This window comes from uncultured Tateyamaria sp. (genome assembly GCF_947488715.1).
Lineage (GTDB): Bacteria > Pseudomonadota > Alphaproteobacteria > Rhodobacterales > Rhodobacteraceae > Tateyamaria.
Window position 1 is genome coordinate 41,277 of record NZ_CANLAG010000010.1, and the last position, 23,471, is coordinate 64,747.

General features: G+C 59.3%; 28 protein-coding genes and 1 tRNA gene. 18 read left to right on the forward strand and 11 right to left on the reverse strand.

Annotated features, from left to right (window positions below; translation table 11 throughout):
- The first annotated feature begins 268 nt into the window (after positions 1-268).
- Entirely contained in the window at positions 269-2,758 is a 2,490-nt protein-coding gene (locus tag Q0936_RS18185; protein ID WP_299297482.1) for a Hint domain-containing protein, read from the forward strand.
- On the opposite strand, the gene lipB is transcribed toward Q0936_RS18185, so the two are convergent.
- Together lipB and Q0936_RS18195 are read right to left on the reverse strand one after the other, a co-directional pair.
- Positions 2,755-3,417 (reverse strand): lipoyl(octanoyl) transferase LipB, encoded by a 663-nt coding sequence (gene lipB / locus Q0936_RS18190; RefSeq protein ID WP_299297481.1) that lies wholly within the window; start codon positions 3,415-3,417, stop codon positions 2,755-2,757. The genes Q0936_RS18185 and lipB overlap by 4 nt on opposite strands.
- 5 nt (positions 3,418-3,422) lie before the next feature.
- Positions 3,423-4,196 carry a LytTR family DNA-binding domain-containing protein gene (locus Q0936_RS18195; protein ID WP_299297480.1) on the reverse strand — a complete coding sequence of 258 codons (774 nt, stop codon included), beginning with the start codon at positions 4,194-4,196 and terminating at the stop codon, positions 3,423-3,425.
- A gap of 97 nt (positions 4,197-4,293) precedes the next feature.
- Between Q0936_RS18195 and Q0936_RS18200 the strand changes: the two genes are divergently transcribed.
- A complete protein-coding gene (locus Q0936_RS18200; protein WP_299297479.1) occupies positions 4,294-4,788 on the forward strand; it encodes a DUF2306 domain-containing protein in 495 nt (164 codons plus the stop codon).
- Here Q0936_RS18200 and Q0936_RS18205 read toward each other — a convergent pair.
- A complete protein-coding gene (locus tag Q0936_RS18205) occupies positions 4,785-5,441 on the reverse strand; it encodes a DsbA family oxidoreductase (protein ID WP_299297478.1) in 657 nt (218 codons plus the stop codon). The two genes, Q0936_RS18200 and Q0936_RS18205, sit on opposite strands and share 4 nt — an antisense overlap.
- 164 nt (positions 5,442-5,605) lie before the next feature.
- Between Q0936_RS18205 and Q0936_RS18210 the strand changes: the two genes are divergently transcribed.
- Positions 5,606-6,964: a peptidoglycan-binding domain-containing protein gene (locus tag Q0936_RS18210; protein WP_299297477.1), complete on the forward strand. Its 1,359-nt coding sequence runs from the start codon at positions 5,606-5,608 to the stop codon at positions 6,962-6,964.
- 116 nt (positions 6,965-7,080) lie between these two features.
- Positions 7,081-7,167: transfer RNA gene (locus Q0936_RS18215), tRNA-Leu, on the forward strand.
- Between the two features lie 53 nt (positions 7,168-7,220).
- Here Q0936_RS18215 and Q0936_RS18220 read toward each other — a convergent pair.
- From Q0936_RS18220 to Q0936_RS18250, 7 genes are read right to left on the reverse strand one after another with little or no spacing between them, the layout of a single operon-like run.
- Positions 7,221-7,394, reverse strand: a complete 174-nt coding sequence (locus tag Q0936_RS18220) for a helix-turn-helix domain-containing protein (RefSeq protein ID WP_299297476.1) — start codon at positions 7,392-7,394, stop codon at positions 7,221-7,223.
- On the reverse strand, positions 7,391-7,570 hold the full coding sequence (locus Q0936_RS18225) for a hypothetical protein (protein WP_299297475.1): 180 nt from the start codon (positions 7,568-7,570) through the stop codon (positions 7,391-7,393). Before Q0936_RS18225 ends, Q0936_RS18220 begins: the two co-directional genes overlap by 4 nt.
- A complete protein-coding gene (locus tag Q0936_RS18230; RefSeq protein ID WP_299297474.1) occupies positions 7,567-8,247 on the reverse strand; it encodes a hypothetical protein in 681 nt (226 codons plus the stop codon). The genes Q0936_RS18225 and Q0936_RS18230 overlap by 4 nt, the downstream gene beginning before the upstream one ends.
- Positions 8,244-8,465, reverse strand: coding sequence for a hypothetical protein (locus tag Q0936_RS18235; RefSeq protein ID WP_299297473.1), 222 nt, complete (start codon positions 8,463-8,465; stop codon positions 8,244-8,246). Before Q0936_RS18235 ends, Q0936_RS18230 begins: the two co-directional genes overlap by 4 nt.
- Positions 8,462-8,746, reverse strand: coding sequence for a hypothetical protein (locus Q0936_RS18240; RefSeq protein WP_299297472.1), 285 nt, complete (start codon positions 8,744-8,746; stop codon positions 8,462-8,464). The genes Q0936_RS18235 and Q0936_RS18240 overlap by 4 nt, the downstream gene beginning before the upstream one ends.
- Positions 8,743-9,054, reverse strand: coding sequence for a hypothetical protein (locus Q0936_RS18245; RefSeq protein WP_299297471.1), 312 nt, complete (start codon positions 9,052-9,054; stop codon positions 8,743-8,745). Before Q0936_RS18245 ends, Q0936_RS18240 begins: the two co-directional genes overlap by 4 nt.
- Positions 9,051-9,323, reverse strand: coding sequence for a hypothetical protein (locus Q0936_RS18250; protein WP_299297470.1), 273 nt, complete (start codon positions 9,321-9,323; stop codon positions 9,051-9,053). The genes Q0936_RS18245 and Q0936_RS18250 overlap by 4 nt, the downstream gene beginning before the upstream one ends.
- Positions 9,324-9,814: 491 nt before the next feature.
- Here Q0936_RS18250 and Q0936_RS18255 point away from each other — a divergent pair, with 491 nt between their 5' ends.
- Positions 9,815-10,552, forward strand: a complete 738-nt coding sequence (locus Q0936_RS18255; protein ID WP_299297469.1) for a hypothetical protein — start codon at positions 9,815-9,817, stop codon at positions 10,550-10,552.
- Between the two features lie 789 nt (positions 10,553-11,341).
- Here the strand turns inward: Q0936_RS18255 and Q0936_RS18260 are convergent.
- Positions 11,342-11,731 carry a helix-turn-helix transcriptional regulator gene (locus tag Q0936_RS18260; protein ID WP_299378335.1) on the reverse strand — a complete coding sequence of 130 codons (390 nt, stop codon included), beginning with the start codon at positions 11,729-11,731 and terminating at the stop codon, positions 11,342-11,344.
- 50 nt (positions 11,732-11,781) lie between these two features.
- Here Q0936_RS18260 and Q0936_RS20420 point away from each other — a divergent pair, with 50 nt between their 5' ends.
- The 13 genes from Q0936_RS20420 (at position 11,782) to Q0936_RS18320 (ending at position 23,446) form a co-directional block, all read left to right on the forward strand.
- A complete protein-coding gene (locus Q0936_RS20420) occupies positions 11,782-12,015 on the forward strand; it encodes a helix-turn-helix transcriptional regulator (protein ID WP_366865265.1) in 234 nt (77 codons plus the stop codon).
- A 564-nt stretch (positions 12,016-12,579) separates the two neighbouring features.
- Positions 12,580-12,993: a hypothetical protein gene (locus Q0936_RS18265; protein WP_299297467.1), complete on the forward strand. Its 414-nt coding sequence runs from the start codon at positions 12,580-12,582 to the stop codon at positions 12,991-12,993.
- Positions 12,990-13,862 (forward strand): hypothetical protein, encoded by an 873-nt coding sequence (locus Q0936_RS18270; RefSeq protein WP_299297466.1) that lies wholly within the window; start codon positions 12,990-12,992, stop codon positions 13,860-13,862. Before Q0936_RS18265 ends, Q0936_RS18270 begins: the two co-directional genes overlap by 4 nt.
- Complete coding sequence (locus Q0936_RS18275) at positions 13,859-14,137, forward strand: hypothetical protein (RefSeq protein ID WP_299297465.1); 279 nt, start codon at positions 13,859-13,861, stop codon at positions 14,135-14,137. Before Q0936_RS18270 ends, Q0936_RS18275 begins: the two co-directional genes overlap by 4 nt.
- Positions 14,134-14,526 carry a DUF1064 domain-containing protein gene (locus Q0936_RS18280; protein ID WP_299297464.1) on the forward strand — a complete coding sequence of 131 codons (393 nt, stop codon included), beginning with the start codon at positions 14,134-14,136 and terminating at the stop codon, positions 14,524-14,526. The genes Q0936_RS18275 and Q0936_RS18280 overlap by 4 nt, the downstream gene beginning before the upstream one ends.
- Positions 14,526-14,927 carry a hypothetical protein gene (locus Q0936_RS18285; protein WP_299297463.1) on the forward strand — a complete coding sequence of 134 codons (402 nt, stop codon included), beginning with the start codon at positions 14,526-14,528 and terminating at the stop codon, positions 14,925-14,927. Before Q0936_RS18280 ends, Q0936_RS18285 begins: the two co-directional genes overlap by 1 nt.
- Positions 14,928-15,782 (forward strand): lysozyme, encoded by an 855-nt coding sequence (locus Q0936_RS18290; RefSeq protein ID WP_299297462.1) that lies wholly within the window; start codon positions 14,928-14,930, stop codon positions 15,780-15,782.
- 123 nt (positions 15,783-15,905) lie between these two features.
- Complete coding sequence (locus tag Q0936_RS18295; RefSeq protein ID WP_299297460.1) at positions 15,906-16,193, forward strand: hypothetical protein; 288 nt, start codon at positions 15,906-15,908, stop codon at positions 16,191-16,193.
- Positions 16,194-16,285: 92 nt separating this feature from the next.
- Positions 16,286-16,771: a hypothetical protein gene (locus Q0936_RS18300; protein WP_299297459.1), complete on the forward strand. Its 486-nt coding sequence runs from the start codon at positions 16,286-16,288 to the stop codon at positions 16,769-16,771.
- The gene (locus tag Q0936_RS18305; protein WP_299297458.1) at positions 16,771-18,690 is read left to right on the forward strand and encodes a phage terminase large subunit family protein; all 1,920 of its coding nucleotides are present in this window, start codon (positions 16,771-16,773) and stop codon (positions 18,688-18,690) included. Before Q0936_RS18300 ends, Q0936_RS18305 begins: the two co-directional genes overlap by 1 nt.
- A gap of 616 nt (positions 18,691-19,306) precedes the next feature.
- Positions 19,307-19,846: a hypothetical protein gene (locus Q0936_RS18310; RefSeq protein ID WP_299297456.1), complete on the forward strand. Its 540-nt coding sequence runs from the start codon at positions 19,307-19,309 to the stop codon at positions 19,844-19,846.
- Positions 19,846-21,459 carry a phage portal protein gene (locus Q0936_RS18315; protein WP_299297455.1) on the forward strand — a complete coding sequence of 538 codons (1,614 nt, stop codon included), beginning with the start codon at positions 19,846-19,848 and terminating at the stop codon, positions 21,457-21,459. The genes Q0936_RS18310 and Q0936_RS18315 overlap by 1 nt, the downstream gene beginning before the upstream one ends.
- Positions 21,440-23,446 (forward strand): phage major capsid protein, encoded by a 2,007-nt coding sequence (locus Q0936_RS18320; protein ID WP_299297454.1) that lies wholly within the window; start codon positions 21,440-21,442, stop codon positions 23,444-23,446. Before Q0936_RS18315 ends, Q0936_RS18320 begins: the two co-directional genes overlap by 20 nt.
- Positions 23,447-23,471: the final 25 nt, after the last annotated feature.

A 23,471-nucleotide genomic window follows, 5' to 3' on the forward strand; every position in this document is an offset into this window, starting at 1 on the left:
CGGAACCGGGATGAATTGTCGCGTGTGAACCATTCTGCATCTTTTGCCTGAGTTCCGGTGTTGCACTCAGGCTATAAACCGCAACCGTTTCCGGAAGCGAAACGATCCATGCAGTTTGCCGGGCCGCGTTTCCAAATTGGGGGTGATCTCACAAAATGGTCTTGATTTGGCGGCTTTGAGAGCACGGTTCGTCCACTGAACCGTCTGATTCTCCCGTCATGAACAGGCTCTGAAAGCGCGCAAAGCGTTGTGGAGCGAGTGAAGTCACATGGCGACGAACGATAATACCAATCCTGGCACCGAGGGTGATCAGGTCATCAACGGGACAACTGGCACCGACACCCTGACCGGTGCGTTTGGTGCGGACACCATCAACGGCGGAGCCGGGGCAGACGTCCTGAGCGGCGACGGCCCGGTTGAGGGTGCCTGGCATTTTGAGACGTTCGACTTTGACTTTTCCTCTGCGGCCGGACAGGCGTTCGACATCGAAAGCGGTGTGCGCACAGGGTCCGGCTATGTCACTGACTTTAACGAAGGTGGGCTGACCAACACGGTGCGTGGCACCACAGGCAACCCCGAAGACTTTGGCGTCATCTATACAAGCACGCTGAACGTGGCGGCAGGTGGGACATACCGCCTGACCACATCATCCGATGACGGCTCAACCATCCAAATCTTTGATTCTGAGGGCAATCCTCTTCAGTTCAACAACCAGACCGGCGGCATGCTGGACTATCTGAACAATGACTTTCACCAGGGAACGACGACACGCTTTGGCGATGTGGTGCTGGATCCGAATGAAACATACACGATCCAGATCCGGTACTGGGAGAACCGTGGCGGCGACACGCTTGCCGCGACGATCAGCGGTCCGGACACGGGCAATGTATCTGAAAACCTGCTGACCACGGATATGATTGGGCTGCCGCCCGGGCCGGAGTATTCGGTCACGGGCACACCTGCGGGTGTCGAAGGCGACGATGAGATTTTTGGTGGCGCAGGCGACGACACGATCACCGGTGACGGTGGCAACGACAGCTTGTTCGGCGAAGGTGACAACGACAGCGTATCCGGTGGCAGTGGCAATGACCTCGTCGACGGTGATGGTGGTGCGGACACGCTGGACGGTGGGTCCGGAACAGATACCCTGGTTGGCGATGCTGGCAATGACAGCCTGGATGGCGGTTCCGGTGCCGATGAACTCTATGGCGGCGACGACAACGACACTCTGAACGGTGGTGCGGGTTCTGACAGCCTGTTTGGCGGCGCAGGCGACGACAGCCTGACGGGCGACAGCGGATCAGAACGCACAACCCTCTTCGAAGACGATTTTGAAGGTGGCACAGACGGCTGGTCCGACAGCTCGACCGAGACTGACGCCAGCCTTGGCACGTCATTGGGCCGTTTTGGCGCGGGCGATGGCATCATTGCCACGCAACGCACCATCGACCTGGGCGAGGACGCAGATCAGGTTGAAGTGAACTTTGACGCCCTCCTGCTGGACAGTTGGGACGGCGAGGATTTCGTGATCACCGTAAATGGTGAAGAAGTGCGGTTCTCGCACCTCTCCGGTGACACATCGGCACCCGCGAGCCAGAGTTTCGTTGGCGCAGACGGCGCAACCTACACATTCGACTTTGCCAATACGGCAACGGGCGAGTTGGGCTATTCCTCGACAGCTGCCGGATCGACGATCTCGTCCTCGGTGGACACGATCATGGCCGTGACGATCACCATCGACAACCCTCCGGCGGCGTTGGAGATCGGGTTCGGCAGCACGCTGAACTCGGCCTTGGACAACGAGAGCTTTGCCATCGACAACTTCGTGGTCGAAAGCATTGAACCGTCGGATGATACGCTGAATGGCGGAACGGGCGACGACACCCTGACCGGTGGTGCCGGGGACGACGTCTATGTTTTCAACGCGGGCGACGGCAACGACGTCATCACCGATTTCAACGCTGGCAACAGCGGGTCGATCACGGACAATGATCAGACCAACAACGACTTCATCGACCTGAGCGCGTACTACTCGCACATCCACGAATTGCGTTCGGACCTTGCCGATGACGGTGTTCTGAACCAATCCGTCGGTGACTTCTCGGACAACACGGCGCTGGGTGGCTCGATCACCATGACGGGCGTGGGTGCCAATGATCTGACATTTGATAACACCAATGTCGCCTGTTTCACCGAAGGCGCTTTGATCGAAACGGTTGATGGGCCTGTGCCGGTCGAAGCGTTGCGTCGGGGCATGCGTCTGCGCACCTATGACAACGGTGACCGTCCGGTGCGCGCTGTTTTGCGCCGTACGGTCGATGGCTCTGGTGACCTTGCCCCGGTGCATATCTCTGCGGGCGCCTTGGACAATGACCGCGATCTGATCGTATCGCCCGCGCACCGCATGTTGATCTCTGATTGGCGGGCTCAGATGCTCTTTGGTGCGGACGAAGTGTTGGTCAGTGCGGCCAACCTCGTGCGAGGCGATCTGATCTACCGTGCTCCGGTGCCCCGGGTGACATACTACCATATCCTGATGGACCGGCATGAGATCATCTATGCCGAAGGGGCCGCCACAGAGAGCTTTCACCTCAGCAAGGAAGATGCCGAAGCCGTTGAATACGGCGATTCCGATGAGGCAGCCGTCGCGGCAGAAATTGCACGGATCTTCCCGGAACTTCTTATGTGTGCCAGCCGCTGTGTGCGTCCGGTCATGAAAGGCTACGAGGCGCGCGCATTGGCGGGAATGATCGGCTAAAGCAGGCTTTCTGACCCGAATACGGTCTCAAAGCTCTGTTTGAGCGCCACGTCCACGTCGTCCATTGTAACGGGCAGTCCAAGGTCGACCAGTGACGTGACGCCATGGTCGCTGATCCCGCATGGCACAATGCCTTCAAAATGGGACAGGTCCGGTTCGACGTTGATCGACAGGCCATGAAAGCTGATCCATTTGCGCAAGCGGATACCGATGGCTGCGATCTTGTCTTCGGCGGGTGAGCCATCCAGTTGAGGTGGCTTTTCCGGTCGTTCCACCCAGACCCCAACGCGACCCTCGCGAATCTCGCCCCGGACGTTGAAGCTGGCCAGTGTTTCGATCACCCAGGTCTCGAGGTCTTTGACAAAGGCCCGGACGTCATGTCCGCGTTTGCCGACATCAAGGAGCGTATAGGCCACACGCTGACCAGGACCATGATAGGTGTACTGCCCACCACGCCGTGTGCCGAAGACCGGAAATCGGTCCGGGTCCGTCAGATCGGCAGGTTTGGCAGATGTGCCGGCGGTATAGAGCGGCGGGTGTTCCAGCAGCCAGATACATTCATCCGCTTCGCCCGCAGCAATGGCGTTGGCGCGCGATTCCATCCACGCTTCGGCAGTGCGGTAGTCAGTCAGTCCCGGTGTCGTTATCCATTCGACCATGGCTGTCAGGGCAGCAGCCCTGCCTCCTTGACTGTTGGCACATTGGCGCGACTAACCGGGATGTCGTTGCCGTTGGTCATTGTGAGCGTCGCCCGATCACCAAGGCGGGTGGCGGCACGGACTTGATCAAATGCCGCCCAATGCGACCGATGTACCTGTGCGCCAAGGGTGTCGCCAACCTCATTTATCGCATCTGACAACCGCATCAGCACCAGCGCCTCGCCTTTGGTGGTCTGGATGCGGACATAGTGATCCTCGACTGAAAGCGCCACAAGAGGTCCTCGTTTGTCGATGGGCAAACGCTTGAGGATCTGCGCCGGAGCGAGTGCCGTTTGCGGGGCAACTTGTGGCGCGTTCTGTTGGCGTATCATTGTCAGAACTGCAGTCACGATGGCGGCAATGGCAATGACGGGCCCCAAAAAGCCGGGCAGCGATTCCAGAGTGGGAATCCAACCGAACGCCACGAAATTAATGGCCGCCACAACGAGGGCGACGCCGATCCCGCTGACCGCAGCTGTGATCAGGACGCGCAGCCACACTTGGCGCTTTGACAACAGGCCACGCAGCGCGAGGTCGCAGAACGCGCCTACGCCGTAGGTCAGAGCAACGGTTACGAGCCAGTACAAAACGCGCGGCGCAAAGCGCAAACGGGTGTCCGTGCCAAAAGGGCCAGCCAGCCCGAGGATCAAACCCACACCGATCAACGCGGTCAGTGTCACGGGATGCGCCATATGCGTCCGCCATTCACGAAGCGCGAATTGCGGTTGTCCGTCATTCACGAAGCAGGCCCCTTTTTCACGCAAACACAATGGAATAGCCGGTGGATGCTTGTCTAGCTGAGGGTCAATTGAAACCGCAACAGGAAAGACCCACACCATGACCTTGCTCCCTCTCTTGGATGCCAGCCCGATTGTTCAGTTGCATGTTGGTGCCGCATGCCTTGCGCTGCTGTTGGGACCATTCGCGCTTTATGGACGGCGCAAGGGCAGGGGGCACAAAGTGCAGGGATATGTCTGGGTTATTGCGATGGCTATAACTGCGTTGTCGTCGTTCGGCATTCACAGTTTTGCAGTGATTGGTCCGTTCAGCCCGATCCACCTGTTGTCGCTCTTTGCGCTTTGGTCGCTCTACGAAGGCATGCGTCACATCCTCGCGCGGCGGGTCGCGATGCATCAGATCGTGATGCGGTCGCTGTATTGGCGCGGGCTGTGTGTTGCCGGGTTGTTCAACTTTCTGCCCGGACGCACCACCAACCGGATGATTTTCCCGGAAATGCCAGACGCGGGCTACGTGGTCATTTCGCTGGGGATCGCCGGTTTGGTGTGGGCCGGTGTGCGCAGCCGCCGAACCTTGCAGGCGGCGATGGCCTAGGCCGCCTCTTCGGCGGCGACCTTTTGCAACAGCTCGGCATAGGTGTCGGCGCCCTGCGCGCCGGTCACCAGATATTTGCCGCCAAACACCATGCTCGGCACGCCAGAGATGCCGTGGGACGTCCAAAATTGCTGCTTTTCCCGCACGCTTTCCTGCAACTCTCCGCTGTCCAATATCTGCGAGGCGGCGGCGCGGTCCAGCCCGACAGAGATGGCCACATCAAGCAACACGTCGTCCTTGGACACGTCCTTTTGGTGGGCAAAGTAGGCGTCGAATAATGCCAGTTTCAGCGGATGCTGCACACCTTGCGACAGGGCAAAGTCCAGAAGCTGATGGGCTTTGAAACTGTTGACGATCCGGCTGTCCGGCGAAAACGCAAAGGTGATGCCAAGGCTTTGCCCCAGAGCCGTCAGATGCGCCCGCGTTTGCGCCGATTGCTCGGCGGTTGAACCGTATTTCTCGGTGATATGCTCGGCCAGGTTTTGGCCTTCGGCGGGCATATTCGGGTTCAGTTCGAACGGATGCCAGCGCACACGCGCGCCCATACCGGTGTTGGCCAGCGCCTGTTCCAGTTGCCGGTAGCCAACAATGCACCATGGACACATGACGTCCGACACAATGTCGATCTGAATGACGGGGGCGGTATCGGTCATCGGTTTGTCCTGGATGCGAAGGGTTGCCGTTTACATCACCTCTGGCGGAACGGTTTTCAACCGCCCACCGCACAAACATGCGCCCAGTCAAAGGTAAGGAATTAGAGACTTTGCGAATCTCGCGTTGGTGGTAGGCTGTTTTCATATTTTTTGGAGGGAATTTAATGCTGACCAAGACCATTGCTGCGTCCGTTCTTGCCATGTCGGTCGCAATTGTCCCGGCGACGCGCGTCAGCGCAGATGCGGGCGATTTTGTTGCCGGAGCGATCATCGGCGGGCTTGTTGGACACGCTGCGACCAAGCAGAACCAGCGCAAGAAAGCGGCGACGCGCTCCTATTCGTCAAAGAAGACCTACAAACCACGCCTGCCATCGACCCAGGAGGGGCGCGAGATACAGGCATCGCTGAACTATTTCGGGTTCAATGCAGGTTCGGTCGACGGTCAATTGGGCAAGCGCTCGCGCAATGCGATTGCGTCTTACCAGGCTTATCTGGGCTATCCTTCGACCGGCGCGTTGACCCCATTTGAGCAAAACTTGCTCATCAGTTCGTACAACCGGGCACAGGCCGGTGGCTACTCGGTCACGCAACAGATCGCGGCCAATCCCGAAGGCACGCGTGGCCTGCTGAGAAACTACCGTGCCGAACTTGCCGGGCAACCCGCAGCTCCGGCGCAGACCATTGTGCTGGCGCCTCAACCTGCTGCACCTGCAGTCGGCACCACAACGACCACAACAGTGATTGCGGCCGCACCCCAGGCGGTCAATCCGGCCATAGCGCCTACGGTGACAGAAACTGCAACGACGGCTTTGCCCAACTTTCTTGGCGGTGGGGCGCAACAGTCATTGGCATCGCACTGCAACACGGTGTCGTTGCTGACCAACTCGAACGGCGGGTTCACGACTGCGGCTGCCATGACGGATCCAAACGTCGCGTTGAACGAACAATTTTGCCTCGCCCGGACCTACGCCATCGCCAAGAGCGAGGACATGATTTCGAAGGTGCAAGGGTTCACAAGCGATCAGATCGCGACCCAGTGCAAACAGTTTGGTCCCGCCATGCAGCAACACGTTGCCGCGCTGGCGCTCAAACCGCAGGGCGAAGTCGTGAGCGACGTGGCCGGGTTCATTCTGACAACCGGCATGTCACCAGCGCAATTGCAGGGCACGGCCCAGATTTGCATGGGTGTTGGGTATCGGACAGATGACATGGATGTCGCGCTCGGCTCTGCCTTGATGCTCTATGCGATGGGGCAGCACGTGTATGGCGAGTTGATGGGCCACCATCTGGCGCAAGGGTTTGGCACGTCCCAACGTGTTGACGCAGCACGTGTTTGGTATGCCGAAGGGCTGCGCGCTGTGGATCAGGGTCAGCCGACAGTGTTCGCCCCCGGTCAGCCAGAACGCACGGAACTGCTGCGCAAGGCGTCACTGAGCCTCGGCACCAACCAATCCGGGTTTGCACCAGCCCAACCGACTGTGCAGCCTGCCGCATTGCCCACATTCGGCATTATCAGCGAGTAAGCGCATTCATTGCCACAAAGATACCGGAGCTGCCCACGGCTCCGGTTTTTCTTTGAGATTTCGGTCTTGGCATCTGCGTCTTTCAGGGCTAAGACGCAAAAACCAAGTCAAGGCGTGCGGCCGTGGCGGAATTGGTAGACGCGCAGCGTTGAGGTCGCTGTGGGGTAACACCCGTGGAAGTTCGAGTCTTCTCGGCCGCACCAGAGAATGTGACAAAACAGTGGGTTGTGCTGGATGCCCTGTTTTATCCCCCAATCTATCCCCCAGCGGTTTCGATGTGTGCGACCACTTCATCAGTCTTGAAGAAGCTGCAACCGCCTTTCTTGTAGATGCGGATGTACCCGGCTTTGGCCCACCGATAGAGCGTTTTCGAGCTCACGCCGACGACGCCGACGCTTTGTTTAGGTCGAAATGTGGCTGGTGTGGTCATGCGCGACCCTCGTGGCTTGGTGCGTCTGGCGACCGATCCGCCCGCTTGTTGAAGAGCTCGGCCATGTCCTCAACGACCTGATCGACGAGCTCGGCTTCGTCTGGCTCGTCTGTCGGCAGGTTCAGGATCCCGACTTGTGTCTCGCGCCAGTGGTGTTGAAAGTCCGCCCAGCTCATGCGGCATACTCCAGCATGACAGAGCCCGCCCATTGCTGAGCCGCGGCCTGCATCATCCCCGGAAAGCTGCGAGAGCGTAGGCGGGCGCGCTCTGGCCCAGGTGGCATACGGTGGACCTTGTTCCATGGCCGCCATTCGAGGCTCTCTCGCTCTGGTTCTGTCAGCCGCTCTGTCTCGCGAAGAGGCGGGAGGCCGCGGAGATACCAGCCCGTTGACTTGTACTGTGGCTCGCCAAACCAGAAGGGCTGCACCATCTGCGGGGCCGGCAGATCTTCGGGCATACGATCGCGCGCAAGGTCATTCATTTCCGGGTTTTCGATCGCGACCCGCTCGATCGGCGCATCCCAGCAAGCGGTGAAGACGCTGACCCCCAGCTCGAACTCTTCTTTGAGGTCGGTCCAAGAGCGGCCCTTCGGCAGTTTCTTTGGCGGCGTCCACTTTCCCGCGCCAGACATCCACCGACGCCCCGACCGGCAAAGGCGGGTGCAGGGCGGATGCATAACCGCCAGCAAATCCCAGCCCTCCTCGAGGATGCCGCCGCGTATGTCGCAAACGATGTGGCGGTTTGACCGGTCCTCGGCTGGTTCAACATCGCAGGACCACACGTCGTGTCCCAATGCGGCGAACGCCTTCCGCGCGATGCCCGAGGTTTCACATCCGACGAGAATGCGCATCATGCCACACCCCCGATCGGGGGATAGATCGTGATAAACCCGTCATCCTCGATGTCGCCGCCGCGCGCTGGGCAATCCGGGTGAACCGTGCCGCCCGGACAGCCACATTCGGGCCAGAGTGGGCACTCGAAGCTCTGTACGTCGCCGGACAGGGCGAACCCTGCAACCGGCGACGCTTGCCGTCCGTGAGTGGTAGTCGGCAGTTCGTTCCCAGCGCTCATGACAACACCAGCTCGTATTGACCGGCGGGCAGCCGCAGGGCTTTGCCGCGCATGTCCACGACATCAATCCCCCGGGTGCCGAACTCGCGGCCCCGGACAAAGCCCCGCTCGGGGTGGTGTGTGGGAGAGCGTTGAAACCGGACCTCATCGCCGATCTCGGGGAATGGAAAAGACGCCCCCAAAGCCGAGGACACAAGGCTCGGGGGCGCAGGCGTACCGCGCGGCGAAGTGGTGATTTCAGACGCGGTGGCAGGTAACCAGCGGGTGCGGAACATCATCATGACACCACCTCCCAGCGTGGGCGCTCAGGCTCGGGCGGCGTGATGCCCGCGGCTTCGAGGATGTTTGAGGCGGCGCGCAGCCAGTTCCGGGGCAGGTCCTGTCTGTCCTCTGCCATCGCCGGTACACCAAAGACCTGAATTTCGTAGAGGCAGGGTCGATGGGGCGTCGGCAGGTCCGCCGCATAGTCCCAACGCCCGCCGTTGTTCTGGCAGAGGTTCTGAAGCGCCAGCAACCGGCTCCCCTCTGGTACCATCTGCAAGAGAGTGACCGTGTTTTGGATGGTGTCGATGTTCACAGAGATGCTCATGCCTCCGCCCCCAACATGTCGATCTCGAGGAGACCTTCGTTTGTGATGATGGCTGTGCGTGTCGGCTTGCGTCCGCTCCGATCGAGGAGGCAGGCGTAGCGCAACCAGGTCACCACTATGCTCGAGTGCTCTTGGGTGCAGTCGGGGTGCTGGCCGACCCAAACGGTGCCGCGATGGGCGGAAACTTCTTTCAAGCCCCCATGGTTGATCGACTTGTGCGCGTCGATCAGGGCGGCAGCTTGGACGTTGGTGAGGTGCGATCTGCTCATGAGGTTGCCCCCAGCAGAGTGCGGGAAACCGCCAGAGGATAGGAGAAAACCCGCGGGGCATCGTGGGGGCACGACACGCCCGCGGGGTGAGCGAAGGTGTTATCAGCACCGTCACTCGCTTCATTCCGCCCAACCCAAGAAAGAGCAAAATGAAACATCTGAGAGACCTTCGCCTCATGATCGAGACAATCTACATCAATCCCGCCCTGACCGTGTTCCTCGCCATTGCCGTGCTGGGAGTGCTCGCCATCTGGCGTCTGTCCTGAAATCAAGTTGGTGTGCTGCATCGCGGCCTCCTGTGTTCGAAAGCCAGTATTAGCTAATAGCTAATCTTCGTGCAATACAATAATTAGCTAATAGCTAATTACGAGATTTTCAGTATGGGAATGGCTAAACCCTGCTCACTTGATGTTGTGCGCTTGGCTACAGTTGATCGAGGTTTGGTGATACGGTTCCAAGCAGCAAGCCTATTGAAACAGGGACTGTCAAAGATGCGGCACGATGAACTCGAGATGATCGCAGTGGGCTGTCGAGCAGAGCTTCGTTCTATGGGCGTCGAGTTGCAGGTGTCACAGAATTTCGAGGAAATCCGGGGCGAATTCGCACAGCTCGACAAGGACTTGGGACCGGCAGGGGATCCTGCGAGCTTGTTGTTGACCAGAGCCAACTCGTTCTGGATTTTTGCCACCAAGGACGGTCTCCCGATCCTGGGGTTTGCTGTTCGCATGGACGACTTGGTCGATGAAGATGCGCAGGCCTTTCTCATTCGCTCGCTGCATGTGATTTTTGGGGTTCAGGTCACCAGGACAGCCTTCAGCATTTTCGCAGGTCGCCATTGGGGAAAGGCAGCGTACTTCGGCGATCTCAAAGCGAACATGCGCAATGGCTTGGCCACAGATGGCGGAAAAATCATACGTTTGACGTTTGCATATGCCCACTACCGAGCGTTCACGGACTTCGGTTCGAACATCCACTACTGTTTTTTGAGAGCTAAGGATCGGGCAAAAGGCGCCAGCTATGGTTTCCTGGAAGGAGAGCCTTTCGATTGGGAAACAGACCGTAGCATCTACCAGGACGGCAATCCAGAATGGATCATGCAAACCCGTCGTGAACGCCTACCGTCACTCTTGGCCGATGCTGCCAAGCTCCTGCCGCAGTGGGAGGGGTTCGCAGTAGATAAGAAGCAGCGGCTCGGAGTTGTCGACAACTCGGCACGCCGCTCGAAGTAGCGGAATGCGCATCACGCGGGGGCTTGAAGGATAGAGCGCCATAAATGTGCCGTCTGGCTCGCTAGTCGCCCCAGCTGACCATGCTCTACGATGCCACTCAAATATGCGACGACGTCTGTCTAACGGCCACGATTCGTATTCCAGTTGAAGGACGACCGCATCTGTAGTCTGTGCCTTCTCGGCTAAGTATGAGCGTGGCCCAACCTTTTGCAGGCGTGTTTTGCCTCGGATCGGTTTTCTGTAAGTGTCGCAGAAGTCGATGATGTCGGCAAAGTTCCCTATCGGTGTCTCATTGCCTTGGTATCTTGAAAAGAATGCACCGACGCCTGGCCTGTCAACGGTTGAAGGCGGAGGTGGGAGTAGATCGTTTAACCCGATCCCCAACGCGGTACACAAACGCCAGAGCGAGATCACGCCAGGTCCGTGACTGCTGTCACCAAAGCCACCGGACCATATCTTCTGGGCTTGCGAGTGTGCGCAATTGCAGTCGTCTGACAAGCGCCGCAGGCTCTTGTATGGAGATGCTTGGAAGGCCGACCTAAATCGGGCGGCGAGGACCGACGTGGGGCGACTGTCGGATGGATCAAGATCAAACATGCCCCTTTTTATAGTCAAATTTGCAACCTTAGCAAGAGGCTGTGGCAAGTAACTGATTGAGTTCTTGCAATATTGCCTATTGGCTAAAAAAGAGATTTGACGCGAAACAGCGACACTCGCCAAGGTGGCAAAATGCCTTTGTTCAGGAGTTTTTTATGGCCAGTGCCGAGTTAGAAGAATTGTATTTGAAGCTCAGCCCGCAGTGCCGCCAACATCTTCTTCGGTATCTACGGAGTCTTGCTGCGCTCGAAGAAAGCGAGCGAACTCGAGAAGCTGGGTTTGACGTTCCGAGCTCAACTCATCAAACATAGACTGAACCTCCGCGAGCTCGTCGGACAGGTTTTGATCATCCACAAAAAGCTCGTGGTGTTCGATCTGCAAAACCGACGCTATGCGCTCGATCAGGTGGTTGTTTAGGTTTTTTTTGCCGCGCTCGATTTCCGACAGGTGGGGTGCTGAGATGCCTATCTTTCCAGCCATCTCTTCGAGCGTCCAGCTCTTGGCGTTTCTTAGCTCTCGGATACGAATTTGTAGCTGCATGCTAAGCTGATAGCAGCCCGGCGCGTTGGGTTGAATTTGCAAATGGCGAATTCCTTGTTGAAAAGACTTTAGCTATTAGCTAAATGCAGAGCATGTCACTTCTGTCCGATTTCCTCAAGACACAGGTCCGATCTCAGTTTGCGGAGCGTGTTGGCATCAGCGGAGCCTACCTCTCTCAGCTCTCGTCTGGTCTGCGAACGCCCAGCCTCGAGGTTGCGTCGGCAATAGAACGAGAGACTGGCGGGGCCGTTCCCATGCAGAGTTGGGGTAAAGAGCACAGTTCATGTTCTCCATCATCCATTGCCTGTCTTTCGGAGGCGTCGTGATGCTCGTGGAGTTCTTGCCTACCTGCAAAGTGGCGGGATCGAACGCCGCCTGGCAAGGTCGGGAAAACCTGACCAGTCGGCGCTGGGCGCAAGGGCGCAAGGCTCCGTCTTACCCCCGAAGAGTGCGGGCCAACACAATCAACAGAACCAGTATCACAATCACCATGTGCGTTGGGGTTTGCTCGACGGTTTCTACGGCGAGCGGCAGCTCGGACAGGTCATTCATCCTGCGTTTCTCCTATTTGGGCGGGATGAATATGCGCGGCGGGGAGATTGGGACGGCCCCGCTGCGCAACAACATCTCGCAGTTTCAGTGCGGAACAGGTTGTGGGGATTCGCTTAGGCGTTCCTCTGGCGGTTCCCCATCCTCCTGTGAGTATGGGTGTGCGTCACCGCCATGCGTGATGGGGTTGGAATCGTTTCCTCCCAAGCCACAGACCGAACGACAAGATTTCGCGGCAACGACCGCACCAACGGGCCGCAAGAGCCCGCTTCTAGGCACCTTCAAACCTATTGGAGCACGAGCATGTATCAGCGACGAGGGGCGTCGCGGGGCGGTGAGCTATGACTGGCTCGCCTTTGCCGCCACCGACCGACAGCGACGGCGTATGGGACTATGTCGATCAGAGCTTTGATCTGACCGGCATCTTCGATCGCGCAACTTTCCAGCAATTGGCAGATTGCCGACGCCGAATGGATACCGCGTTGAAAATCGTCCTGGGCGATGCCAGTGACGAGGCGTCCGAGGCGCTGCACACGGCCCTGATTGCGGTCATGGCGCAGCTCGAGCGCTCGGCTTTTGAACGCGAGCCGCAGAGCTTTGAGGAAGTCCATTGGCGCACGCTTTGCCTGATCGATCCGATTGACGGTTCGTTCCGAGCCGATTGGGGCAAGAGCGTCGCCGAGCAGCTTTGGGCATTTTCTGAAGCGTGCCGTGTGCCAAATTCGGACACAGGGCGAGTGGGGGCGGTGGCATGAGCCACAAAGCAAACGCTTGGTTGGCTCTGTTGCCGCCTGATGCCGTCAAAGCCGGTGCCTTTCGCATCCTGTTTCATCTCTGCGACCACCACAATGATGAGCGCGATCCCTTGATCGCATGTTTCCCATCTCAAGAGACGCTGATGCGGAAAACGGGCTTATCAAACGGTGCCCTGAACAATGCCCTCGCGACCATGGAATGTGATGGTCTAATCCGACGGAAACGCTCGACCGTGCCCGGCTCATCTCAACGTCGCACCTACTACATCCTCGGTTGCGACCAAGCAGAGATGGCAAAGCAAACTCCAGAAAATGGAGTTTGCCCAAACTCCGGCCCACTGGAGGCAGCCCCGAGGCAAACTCCAGTTTTGGACCGAGCTAACTCCAGTTTTGAGGGGAGCAAACTCCAGCCCACTGGAGAGGAACCTGTAATGGAACCTGTAAAGGAAGATTGCGCTGGCGCGCATGATTTCGATTTTGATGGTTTCTACGAACGCTTTGTTGAGCTGTACCCGCGCATCGGAAATCAGGGTGAGACCGCCGACCTCCTGCGTCTCGCCATCGAGGCTGGGACCGACCCCGAGGACATTCTGTGGGGCGCCCGGTGCTATGCGATCGAGCAGAAAGGCAACGCCGCCCGCTACGTCGCCTATTCCGAGAATTGGGTCCGCGACCGGCGGTGGGAAAGCCATCCTCAGAACGCAGGGGCCACCGCGACCGAGCAGGACATCCGTGAAGCCAGAGCGAAGGCAATCCGCGAACGAAAGCCCTGGGTTGTGTCTCAGGTCTCCGCGTTCGCCGCCCGTGAGCTGATGGCTCATTCGCTTGTCACAGCCGAGGAATGCGAAGCCGCGGGGATCCACGTATGAGCTCGCTTCACGCTGATCCCGCCACCCATGGCACCCGCTTTGGCGCTGTCCTAGTTACCGTTGACCTCGCCGCAGGCGATTGCGTCGTTCACGCGCCCAAGCCCGACTCTCTCACGGGGGCTATACACCGCAAGCGCTTCAACAGCCTCGACGAGGTCCAAGGCGCTTATCAGGTTCAGATCGGTTTGGCCGCGACCGATCCCATCGCCCGCGATTTCTCGCGCGCTCTGAAATTCGCCGGTCAGCAACTCCGCACCCGTGAGGGCTGCGAATGACCGAACGCATGACAGCTGCGGCCTTTCTTGCCCAACAATTTGGGCCGAAGAAGCTCCCTCGGGAGCGGGGCGCCCAGCGCGTCGAGTTCGACGGTATGACTTTCGACAGCAAGGCGGAGGCTGCTCGCTGGCAAGAGCTCAGCCTGTTGCAGGTGGCCGGTGAAATCTCCGGCCTGCGCCGTCAGGTCAAGATTGGGCTCATTGGGCGCGATGGTCCCATCATGACCGACAGCGGCAAGCAACAGCGGGTCTACGTCGCCGACTTCATATACGTTGATCACGCGCTGGGCACGATGGTGGTCGAGGATCGCAAAGGTCACGAAACCGAGGTTTTCAAGTTCAAGCGCGCGGTGTTGGCGGCTCAGGGCATCACAGTGGTGACCACCTGATGCCGCCTAAGCCCGACCCCAAACTGCCGGAATCCGTGGCCGAGATCGCCGAAGTGATTGGCCGCGAGAAGGCGATCGACTTTGTGCGCCAACTCCCGCAGTCGGGATCTCGGCCATGGCGGGCTTGCATCTACATCCCCAAGCATCTGCCAGCGGATCACAAGTTGGTCGAGATGCTCGGCTGGCACGATGCCTCAAAGCTCGCTTACGCCTTCTCGGGCATGATCCTTCAGCCGTCGCGGCTGGACGCAATGGAGAAGGCACACCGCAATCGGCAGATCGTCCGCGCCGCCGGAGATGGCGTCCCGCTCGAGGAGATCGCGGACGTCTACGAGCTGTCTGAGTACCACGTCAAAGACATCATCGCCGAAGGGCAATCAACCAACCTAATGGAGGTCTAAATGAAACTTGTCCGAAACGCTAAGGCCATTGCGGCCCGCTCACATAGCATGTGGGCTTTCTACGCCAGCCTGATTTGCCTGGTATTGCCTGAGCTGATTTACGGCACCTTGCAGATCGACACCAACCCCCGCGTCTGGTGGCTGGCAGGCATCGCTTTGCTCATCTATGGCGTTTGGGGGCGGCTAAGCGACCAAGGCATCGACACCGCCCACGACGTCGATCACACAAAAGCGCAATCGCTCTGGGCCGTGGGCATCATTGCCGTGACCTTGGCCGTGGCGGTTATGTTTAGCCCGGACTTCACCCGCCCATTTACGGCTGACACCGCCCTGCCGCCAGTCGCCAGCACCGTTGACCTGGCTTCCGACACCAACGCGCCGCGCGACCCGATGGCAGACTATGACACGCGCTTTCTTGCATCGGCGGTCCCCTTCATTGGCCGATGGGAAGGGCTGCGCTTGGACGCGTACCTAGACATCGTAGGAGTGCCCACCGTCTGCTATGGCGAAACCAAGGGCGTGAAGCTGGGCGACAGCTACACCAAGGCGGAATGTGATGAGATGCTGGCCCGCGAAATCATCGACTATCGGGACCGACTGCGACCAGCATTCACCGCCGACACGCTGGAGCGGCGCATGCCGTTGGGGCGCGACGTAGCATTCACCAGCCTAGCCTACAACGTCGGGGTGCATGGCACCGCCAAAAGCACGGCGGTGCGGCGGCTTAACGATCTGCACATCGCAGGCGCATGCCAAGCGTTGGGCTGGTTCAACAAGGCGGGCGGGCGTGTCATTCGGGGCTTAGTCAATCGGCGCAGCGAGGAAACCGAGCTTTGCCTGGCCGGTTTGACGTGACACCTCGGCGCATCATCGCGTCGCTGGTTGTCGCAGGTCTTCTAGCCTCCGCAGCGCGCATCTACGGCCTCGGGCAAGACAGCATCGAGGCCGAAATCACCATCCAAAATGAGGAGGCAGGAAATGCGGCAGATCAGGCAAGCGATGCTCTTGAGCGTTGTATCGATGTCGGCGGCGTGTTCCGGTTTGCAACCGGCGAATGTGAGCGGCGTTGATCGCGCCATCGGCACCAAACTGCCAGGCGCACAAGGGCTGACCATCACGGACCAAGACCGGATTGATGACACCGTAGCGAGAGGATGTGCGGCGGGCATCTATTCGACCGAGCTTTGTGATCTGCACAGCGCGGCCAGCGCCTCGCGCCGATCTGAGAGCTCAGAAAGCGGGTCCTTTCCCGGGGGGGATGCGTAGTGGGTGTGAGACGTCGCAAAAAAATACTTGTGGGATCGCGCGGCGAGGACGTTTCCTTTTCCTTTTGCCAAATGGACTGACGGAAGGGGTAAGTGACCGATCCCATATCCAGAGATACGCTGGCTCAACTCGTTGGTCTTACCCCGCGACGAATTAGCCAACTGGTGGCGGAGGGTGTCATTCCAAAGCTCGCCCACGGCAAATACGAGCAGAATTCAGCCGTGCAGGCCTACATTGCATACGTTGATGGGCGCAGTTCGAACAAAGACGATCCTGACAAGCTCAGCCTCGAAAAGGAACGCGCACGGAAAACGCACGCCGAGGCGAACATCGCCGAAATGCAGGCTGCTAAGATGCGTGGCGACCTGGTCGAAGCAGATGAATTGAAAAGCGCGCTCGAGCTGGTCATGTCGGAAGTGAAAACAAAACTTCTGAACAACGTGCCGACGCGGATCGCCGCCCGTTCCAAGGCGGAACGAAAAGAGGCGGCGATCAAGTCAATTGCCAAAGAAGAGATCGCGGTGGCTTTGGAGGCATTGGCGTCGACCAACCCGGCTGATCTCGTGGAAGACTGTTGATGTCCTGGCCGTTCGGAAAAGCCGCCTTCATGGTTGCGACCGCGGCGTTTGCCGCGCTGGCACCTCCGCCCGACCTGACGCCTTCGCAATGGGCGGAAAGCGAACACGGTGTCCGCATCCCGGTCGGCGCTGCCATCTCTGGCCCGATCCGGTTCGACAATGCGCCGTACCAGCGCGAGCCGCTGGACATGACCGTGAATCCGGAGTGTCAGAGGATCACGCTCAAGTGGGGCGCCCAAGTCGGGAAAACGCAGCTTGCTCTATGCGCGCAGGCCTACAAGATCGTTCACGACCCCATGAACCAAATCATGATGCAGGCCTCGGAGGGCGACCTGCAGAAGTGGTTGAACACCAAATTCAATCCGCTGGTCGACGCGTCACCCGCGCTTCAGGAGCGGATCGCTAAGCCAAGGGGCCGGAAGGGCGTCAACAACACGAAGATGAAGTCCTACCCCGGCGGTGATCTGATTTTCGCCTGGTCGGGGTCTCCGAAAACCATGCGCGGGATCTCTGCGCCCTTCGTCGTTTGCGACGAAACCGACGGATACGATCGCACGGCGGAGGGCCACCCGGTCTCGCTTCTCTGGCAGCGCGCCAGATCGTATTTGAAGTTCATGGCGGACCAGGTCTGCCTCCTCGAAATCTCGACGCCGACGTTCAAGGGTTCGTCGCACATTGATGCAGCTTATGAGGATGGCGACCAGCGTAAGTACCATGTGTGTTGTCCGCATTGCGACGAAGCGCAGACCCTCGAGTGGTCGAATGTCAAATGGCACAAGGCCAGCGACGGCACCCACCTGCCAGAAACTGCGTACTATGAATGCCGTGCGAACGGCTGCGTTTGGGATGACGATAACCGCGTCGAAGCGATCAAAAATGCCGAAGCGCAAGGGCAGGGTTGGAAAGCCAGTAAGCCGTTCCGAGGCCATGCCTCCTATCATTTGAGCGAGCTCTACTCCTGCTTTGTCGGCCTGAAGGATGTGGTCCAGTCTTTCCTCGACAAGAAGGCCAAGGGTGATCTTCAGGCGTTCGTCAATGTGTCGCTAGCGGAGGCGTGGGAGGAAGATGCTGAGACGCTGGAGGTTGATCAATTAATCGCCCGGGCAGCGCCCATGCCAGAAAAGATACCTATGGGGGTGGCCCTGCAAACCTGCGGTGTCGACATGCAGGAGGACCGTCTCGAAGTCGAGCGCGTGGGTTGGGGTTTGGGCGAGGAGAGTTGGAGCCTCGATCACCAGGTGTTTTGGGGCGACCCATTGAAGCCTGAGGTGTGGGACCAACTCTTTGAATATCTCGACCAAACGTGGGAGCACGAGTCCGGTGCTCGCCTGAAGATCGCGGCAACATGCGTTGATACCGGCGGGTCTGGTGGCCTCACCCAAGCCGCCTATGAGCAGCTCCGCGGGAAACAGCGGCGCAACATATTCGCGATCAAGGGCGGCAAGGGCTGGGACAAACCCATCGCTTCGGCGCCGTCAAAGTCACGCTCTGGACGCAAAGGACGTCCGGTGACGCTGTTCACGCTCGGGGTCAATGACGCGAAGCTGGTGGTGCAACGCCGGTTCAACCAGGAGAAGCCAGGTCCTGGTTATTGCAATCTCCCGATCGACCGCGATCCTGAGTGGTTCAATCAGCTCACAGCCGAGCGCCTTGTGACCAGATTTGTTCGCGGATTTCCTATCCGGGAGTGGAAGAAAACCCGCGACCGAAACGAGGCCCTGGACTGTCGGGTCTATGCGTATGCGGCACTCAAGATCATCGATGCCAACATACCTCTGCGGTTGAAGCGCTTACGACCGGCAGACGAGACCGCCGCCAGCGAGGCTGGGGAACCGCCAGAGGAAGAGGAGGCGAAGCCACGCAAAACTAGGCGGCGACGATCGCATTCCCGCACGCGCAAACTTAAAAGGAGGTTCTAGCCTATTCTCCTTCCCAAAGGTCGTGATCGAACCTTTGCCGACGTTTTCTGGCGCCGGTAGCTAGTGGGGTGATAGGCGGGTCGTCCAGTCTTAGATAACTTGAAACGGGCAATATCTTTTGCTGACAAGTCTATTTTTAGTCCGATTAAATCGCTGTGCTTGAGCAGCCTAGGTAAATAGGCTTGATCCAATCCCGCCAGTGGCCAGGCAAAGTCTTCAAAAAAGCGCAGTCGCCGCAAACAAGACGGTCGCAGGGTTTGATCGCGCCCATAGTCAATCTGATCAACATTTGCGATTTCAATCGCCAGCGTACCATTTCGATAAATCGCTGTCGGAAGGAAAAAGCGCTTTTCCTCCCGTGAACCATTGCGAAATGTTTGCCAATCTACGCGAAGAACTGGCCAAACACGCCCTCTCTGCTCCAATGCACATTTGTCAATAAACTGTTTTTGCCAACCCAAAGGAGGCTTTATTGAGTTTTTCCTTGGTCCTGGTCGTCGCAATTCAATTCCCTCCAGTCTTACTAACACCACACGATAGTAGAAGGGGAACCGCCAGAGGAAGGCAATAAAGCATCATCGCATCATGTCACTAGTCGAAAGAAAAAGTAGGGCGGATGCTCAAAGATTTTCCAGATCGCGTCACTGCGGGTTTAAGCCTCAAATGCGAGTTGATCGCCGCAGACTATCCTGCCTCTGAGTGGCAAGTATCGGCGGTTCTGCGCGGCCCGCAGTCCATTGACCTTGATGCGACGGCGTCCGGTACCGCGCACGTCCTTTCCGCGACGGCGGCGAACACCAGCGGCTGGCAACCCGGCTTCTATGCCGTGTCGATCCGCGCGGCCTCGGGTGACGACGTCCACGAGATCGAGGCCGGGCAAACGACGGTTGTGCCTGATCTTGTGAGTGTCGCAGACGGCCATGATCCCCGCGGTCATGCGGAACGGACGTTGTCCGCGATCGAGGCGGTGCTCGAGGGGCGCGCGTCTCTGGACCAGCAAAGCTACACCATCAACGGTCGCACGTTGGTGCGGACCCCGATCGCTGACCTCATGTCGCTGCGTACCGCGTACCGGAAAGAGGTTGCCGAGTTCAACGCTGGCGGTCGCGGCAAGCGGCTGGTGCGCCGTCAGGTCAAGGTGAGGTTCGGTACCTGATGTTTGGCCTTGGAAAAACCAAGCGGGGCGCCGACGCTGTTCGTGTCGAGCCGACCGTCGAGATCGTCGAGCGAGAGAGCTCCATCCCGAAGGTACGGCGTCATTCGGCCTCGATGCGAGGCCATGCGGCGACGCGGTCCTTTGATGCTGCCATCAGCGATCGCCTCACCGCCAACTGGACCACGACACCGCTCACGGCTGACCAAGTGATCGACCGGCACCAGCGTGTCTTGGTGGCGCGGTCCCGCGAGGAGTCGCAGAAGAACGACTATCTCCGCAACTTCCTGCGCCTGTGTCAGCAAAACATTGTCGGCCATCGCGGCTTTGCCTTGCAGGCGCAGACCCGGTTGCAGAATGGCGAGCTCGATCGCCCGGCCAATGAGGCGCTCGAGGCATGGTGGAAGAAATGGCAACGCGCCGAGAATTGCGATGTGCGCGGGCGTCGCAGTTTCCGCATGCAGTGCAAGTCCGCGGTGCGCACCGCCGCCAAAGATGGCGAGTTCATGATCCGCGAGATTGTCGGGCGTGCCGCCGGTCCGATGGGCTATGCCCTTCAGACGCTCGATCCGCAGCGATGCCCTGTCGATTACAATGTCGATCGGCTGCCCGACGGTCGGTTTATCAAACAGGGGATTGAGTTCAGCCGCGAGGGCAGGGCGCTCGCCTATTTCTTCCTGCGCGGGGATCCTGCCGCGACCGGCTACACGTTCAACGGAACCAGCCTCGACCGTGTCCCGGCGGATGAAATCATCCACGGTTTTCTCGAGGATATCGAGGGGCAGCGCCGCGGCCTGCCGTGGGCGGCAACGTCCCTATGGCGCCTGCACATGCTGGGCGGATTCGAGAAGGCAGCTTTGACCAGCGCGCGCACGGGCGCCTCCGTCGGCGGCTTCTTCGAATGGGAAGACGGGTACGGCCCCGAGGCGGACGACGAGTTCGAGGACGAGGAGCTCTACATCGAGGCCGAGGGCGGCGTGTTTCAGGAGCTTCCGCAAGGCGCCCGGATGAAAGAGTTCAAGACGCAATATCCATCCGGCGAATTTGGGCCGTTCCACAAGGCCATGCTGCGCGGAGCTGGGGCCGGGATGGGCGTCGCATATGTCAGCTTCGCCAACGATCTCGAGGGCGTCAACTTCAGCTCGATCCGACAGGGCGTGCTCGACGAGCGCGATCACTGGATGGACCTTCAAGAGTGGTTGATCGAGATGCTGATCGATCGCGTCTACCGTGCCGCGCTTGCTCAGTCCCTGTTGCGTGGCCTGGTCGCACATGGCGGCATCCGCCTGCGGCCGGAAAATCTGGCCCGCCACGAGAATGTGCACTGGCAGGGCCGTCGCTGGGCATGGGTCGATCCGACCAAGGATGTGCAGGCGGAGATTGCGTCCAAGAACAACCTCCTGACTGCACCATCCGAGATCATCCGTCGCCGCGGTGGCGACCCGACCACCACGTGGCGGACGTTCGCTGCCGACATCAAATCCATGCAGGAGGAGGGTGTGCCGGATGAATTCATCATGGCCGCACTGCTCGGCACGCAACCGGAGGTAGCAACCGCAGCACCTGCGGCACCCACTGAAAGCGAGGAAACATCCGATGACGATGATAAAAAATAGCGCCCTGGTGGCGGCTCTGGTCGATGCGCCACTGACCCGTTCGATCACCGTCGAGCAGATCAATGCCAATCGGGGCGGTGCCCCTCTGCGCCGCCAAGCGGCGGTGCGCAACATCGATGAAGAGGCGCGCACGGTCCAGGTGGCGTTCAGCTCCGAAGAGCCGGTGCCGCGCTGGTTTGGCGACGAGGTCCTCGACCACTCGCCCGGCGCCATGCTCGAGACGCGGTTGCAAAACGGCGCGGCAGTCCTGTGGAACCACGACACAGACGTGCAGATCGGTGTCGTCGAAGCCGCCTCGATCGGTGGTGATCGGCGCGGGCGCGCGACGCTGCGGTTTGGCCGCTCCGCGCGAGCCGAGGAAATCTGGAATGACATCGTCGATGGTGTGATCCGTCACATCTCGGTCGGGTACTTCGTGCGCGCCATCAAGACAGAGGAGCGCGAGGGCGAGCGCGACAAGGTCACGATCACCGAGTGGGAGCCTTACGAAATCTCGCTCGTGAGCGTTCCTGCGGACGCCACTGTCGGTGTTGGTCGCGGGGCTGGGGAACCGCCAGAGGAAGCGCCGCCCGTACCCGCCAATACTGGCGACGAAACAACAGCTACCGAAACAGAAGGAACGCGCAACATGGAACGCATTCTCCGGCACAATGGCGCTCTGGTGCGCGCCCGCGTGGACGAAAACGGCAATGTCCTCGAGGTGCTCGAGGTCATTGAAAGCGCCGAGGCGACACGCGCGCTGGTACAGGAGGGCACCCAAGCCGAGCAACAGCGCACGGCTGACCTGCTCGAGCTGGGCGAGCAATACTCGGCGCAGCAACTGGCTGCCGAGGCGATCCGCAGCAACACGTCCGTCGACGAGTTCACGCGTTCCCTTCTCGACCATGTGTCCAACAATGATCGCGCCGACCGGGGCGGCAATCAGCCGCTCGACGACAACCCCGGCCAAATCGGCTTGACGGACGCTGAAGTTGGCCAGTTCAGCTTTTTGCGCTGTGCAAATGCGATGCTGAACCCGACCGACCGTTCTGCCCAGGAGGCCGCAGCATTTGAATTCGAAGCGTCGCGCGCCGCTGAGCAATCCATGGGGCGCACTGCTCAGGGCATGATGGTGCCAGTTGATGTGCTGACCCGTGCTTTGAACACATCCACAGACGGCCTCGCTCCCGGCAACACTGGCGGGTTCTTCGTCGATACTACCTTGATGACGCAGAGCTTCATCGAGCTGCTTCGCAACCGTTCTGTTTTCCTTCAGATGGCAACACCGATGGGCGGCCTGATCGGCAACCTGGATATCCCCGGGCAAGCGAGCGGCGGCAACACGTTCTGGGTCGGCGAAGACGAGGATGTGGACGAAGGTGGTTACGAGGGGCGTCTGGTTTCGATGTCGCCCAAAACCATTGGTGTCTTTGGCGAAGTCACGCGTCGCATGGCGATGCAAACCTCGCTCGATGTTGAAGCGCGGTTCCGTGCCAGCCTTGCACGGGATCTCGGCCTTGGCATCGATTACGCCGGGTTCTACGGGACAGGTGGTGCAAACATGCCGCTTGGGATCAATAACCAGGCGGGTATCAACGCAGTCGAATTCGGGGCGTTGCAACCCACATATCTCGAGCTCGTCGGCATGGAAACAGAGGTCTCTGCCGACAACGCGGACGTGGATTCCATGGCTTATGTCGGCAACAGCCGTTTCCGCGGCCACTGCAAATCGACACAAAAGTTTGCAGGCACCAACGGCATGCCGATTTGGGAAGCGGGCAACACCGTCAATGGCACCAACGCCGAGATCACCAACCAGATCGCTCTGGGCGATGTCTTCTACGGCAACTTTGCCGATGCAAACGTCGGCATGTGGGGTGCGCTCGATATCCTGATCGACCCCTATACGAAAGGCCGCTCGGGGACCCGCCGTGTGATCTTGCACCAGGACGTCGATATTTCGGTCAACAACGTCGAGAGCTTCTGCGTCGGTCGCGACGCCGCATAAAACATCGCATCGGAGGCGGCTCGGG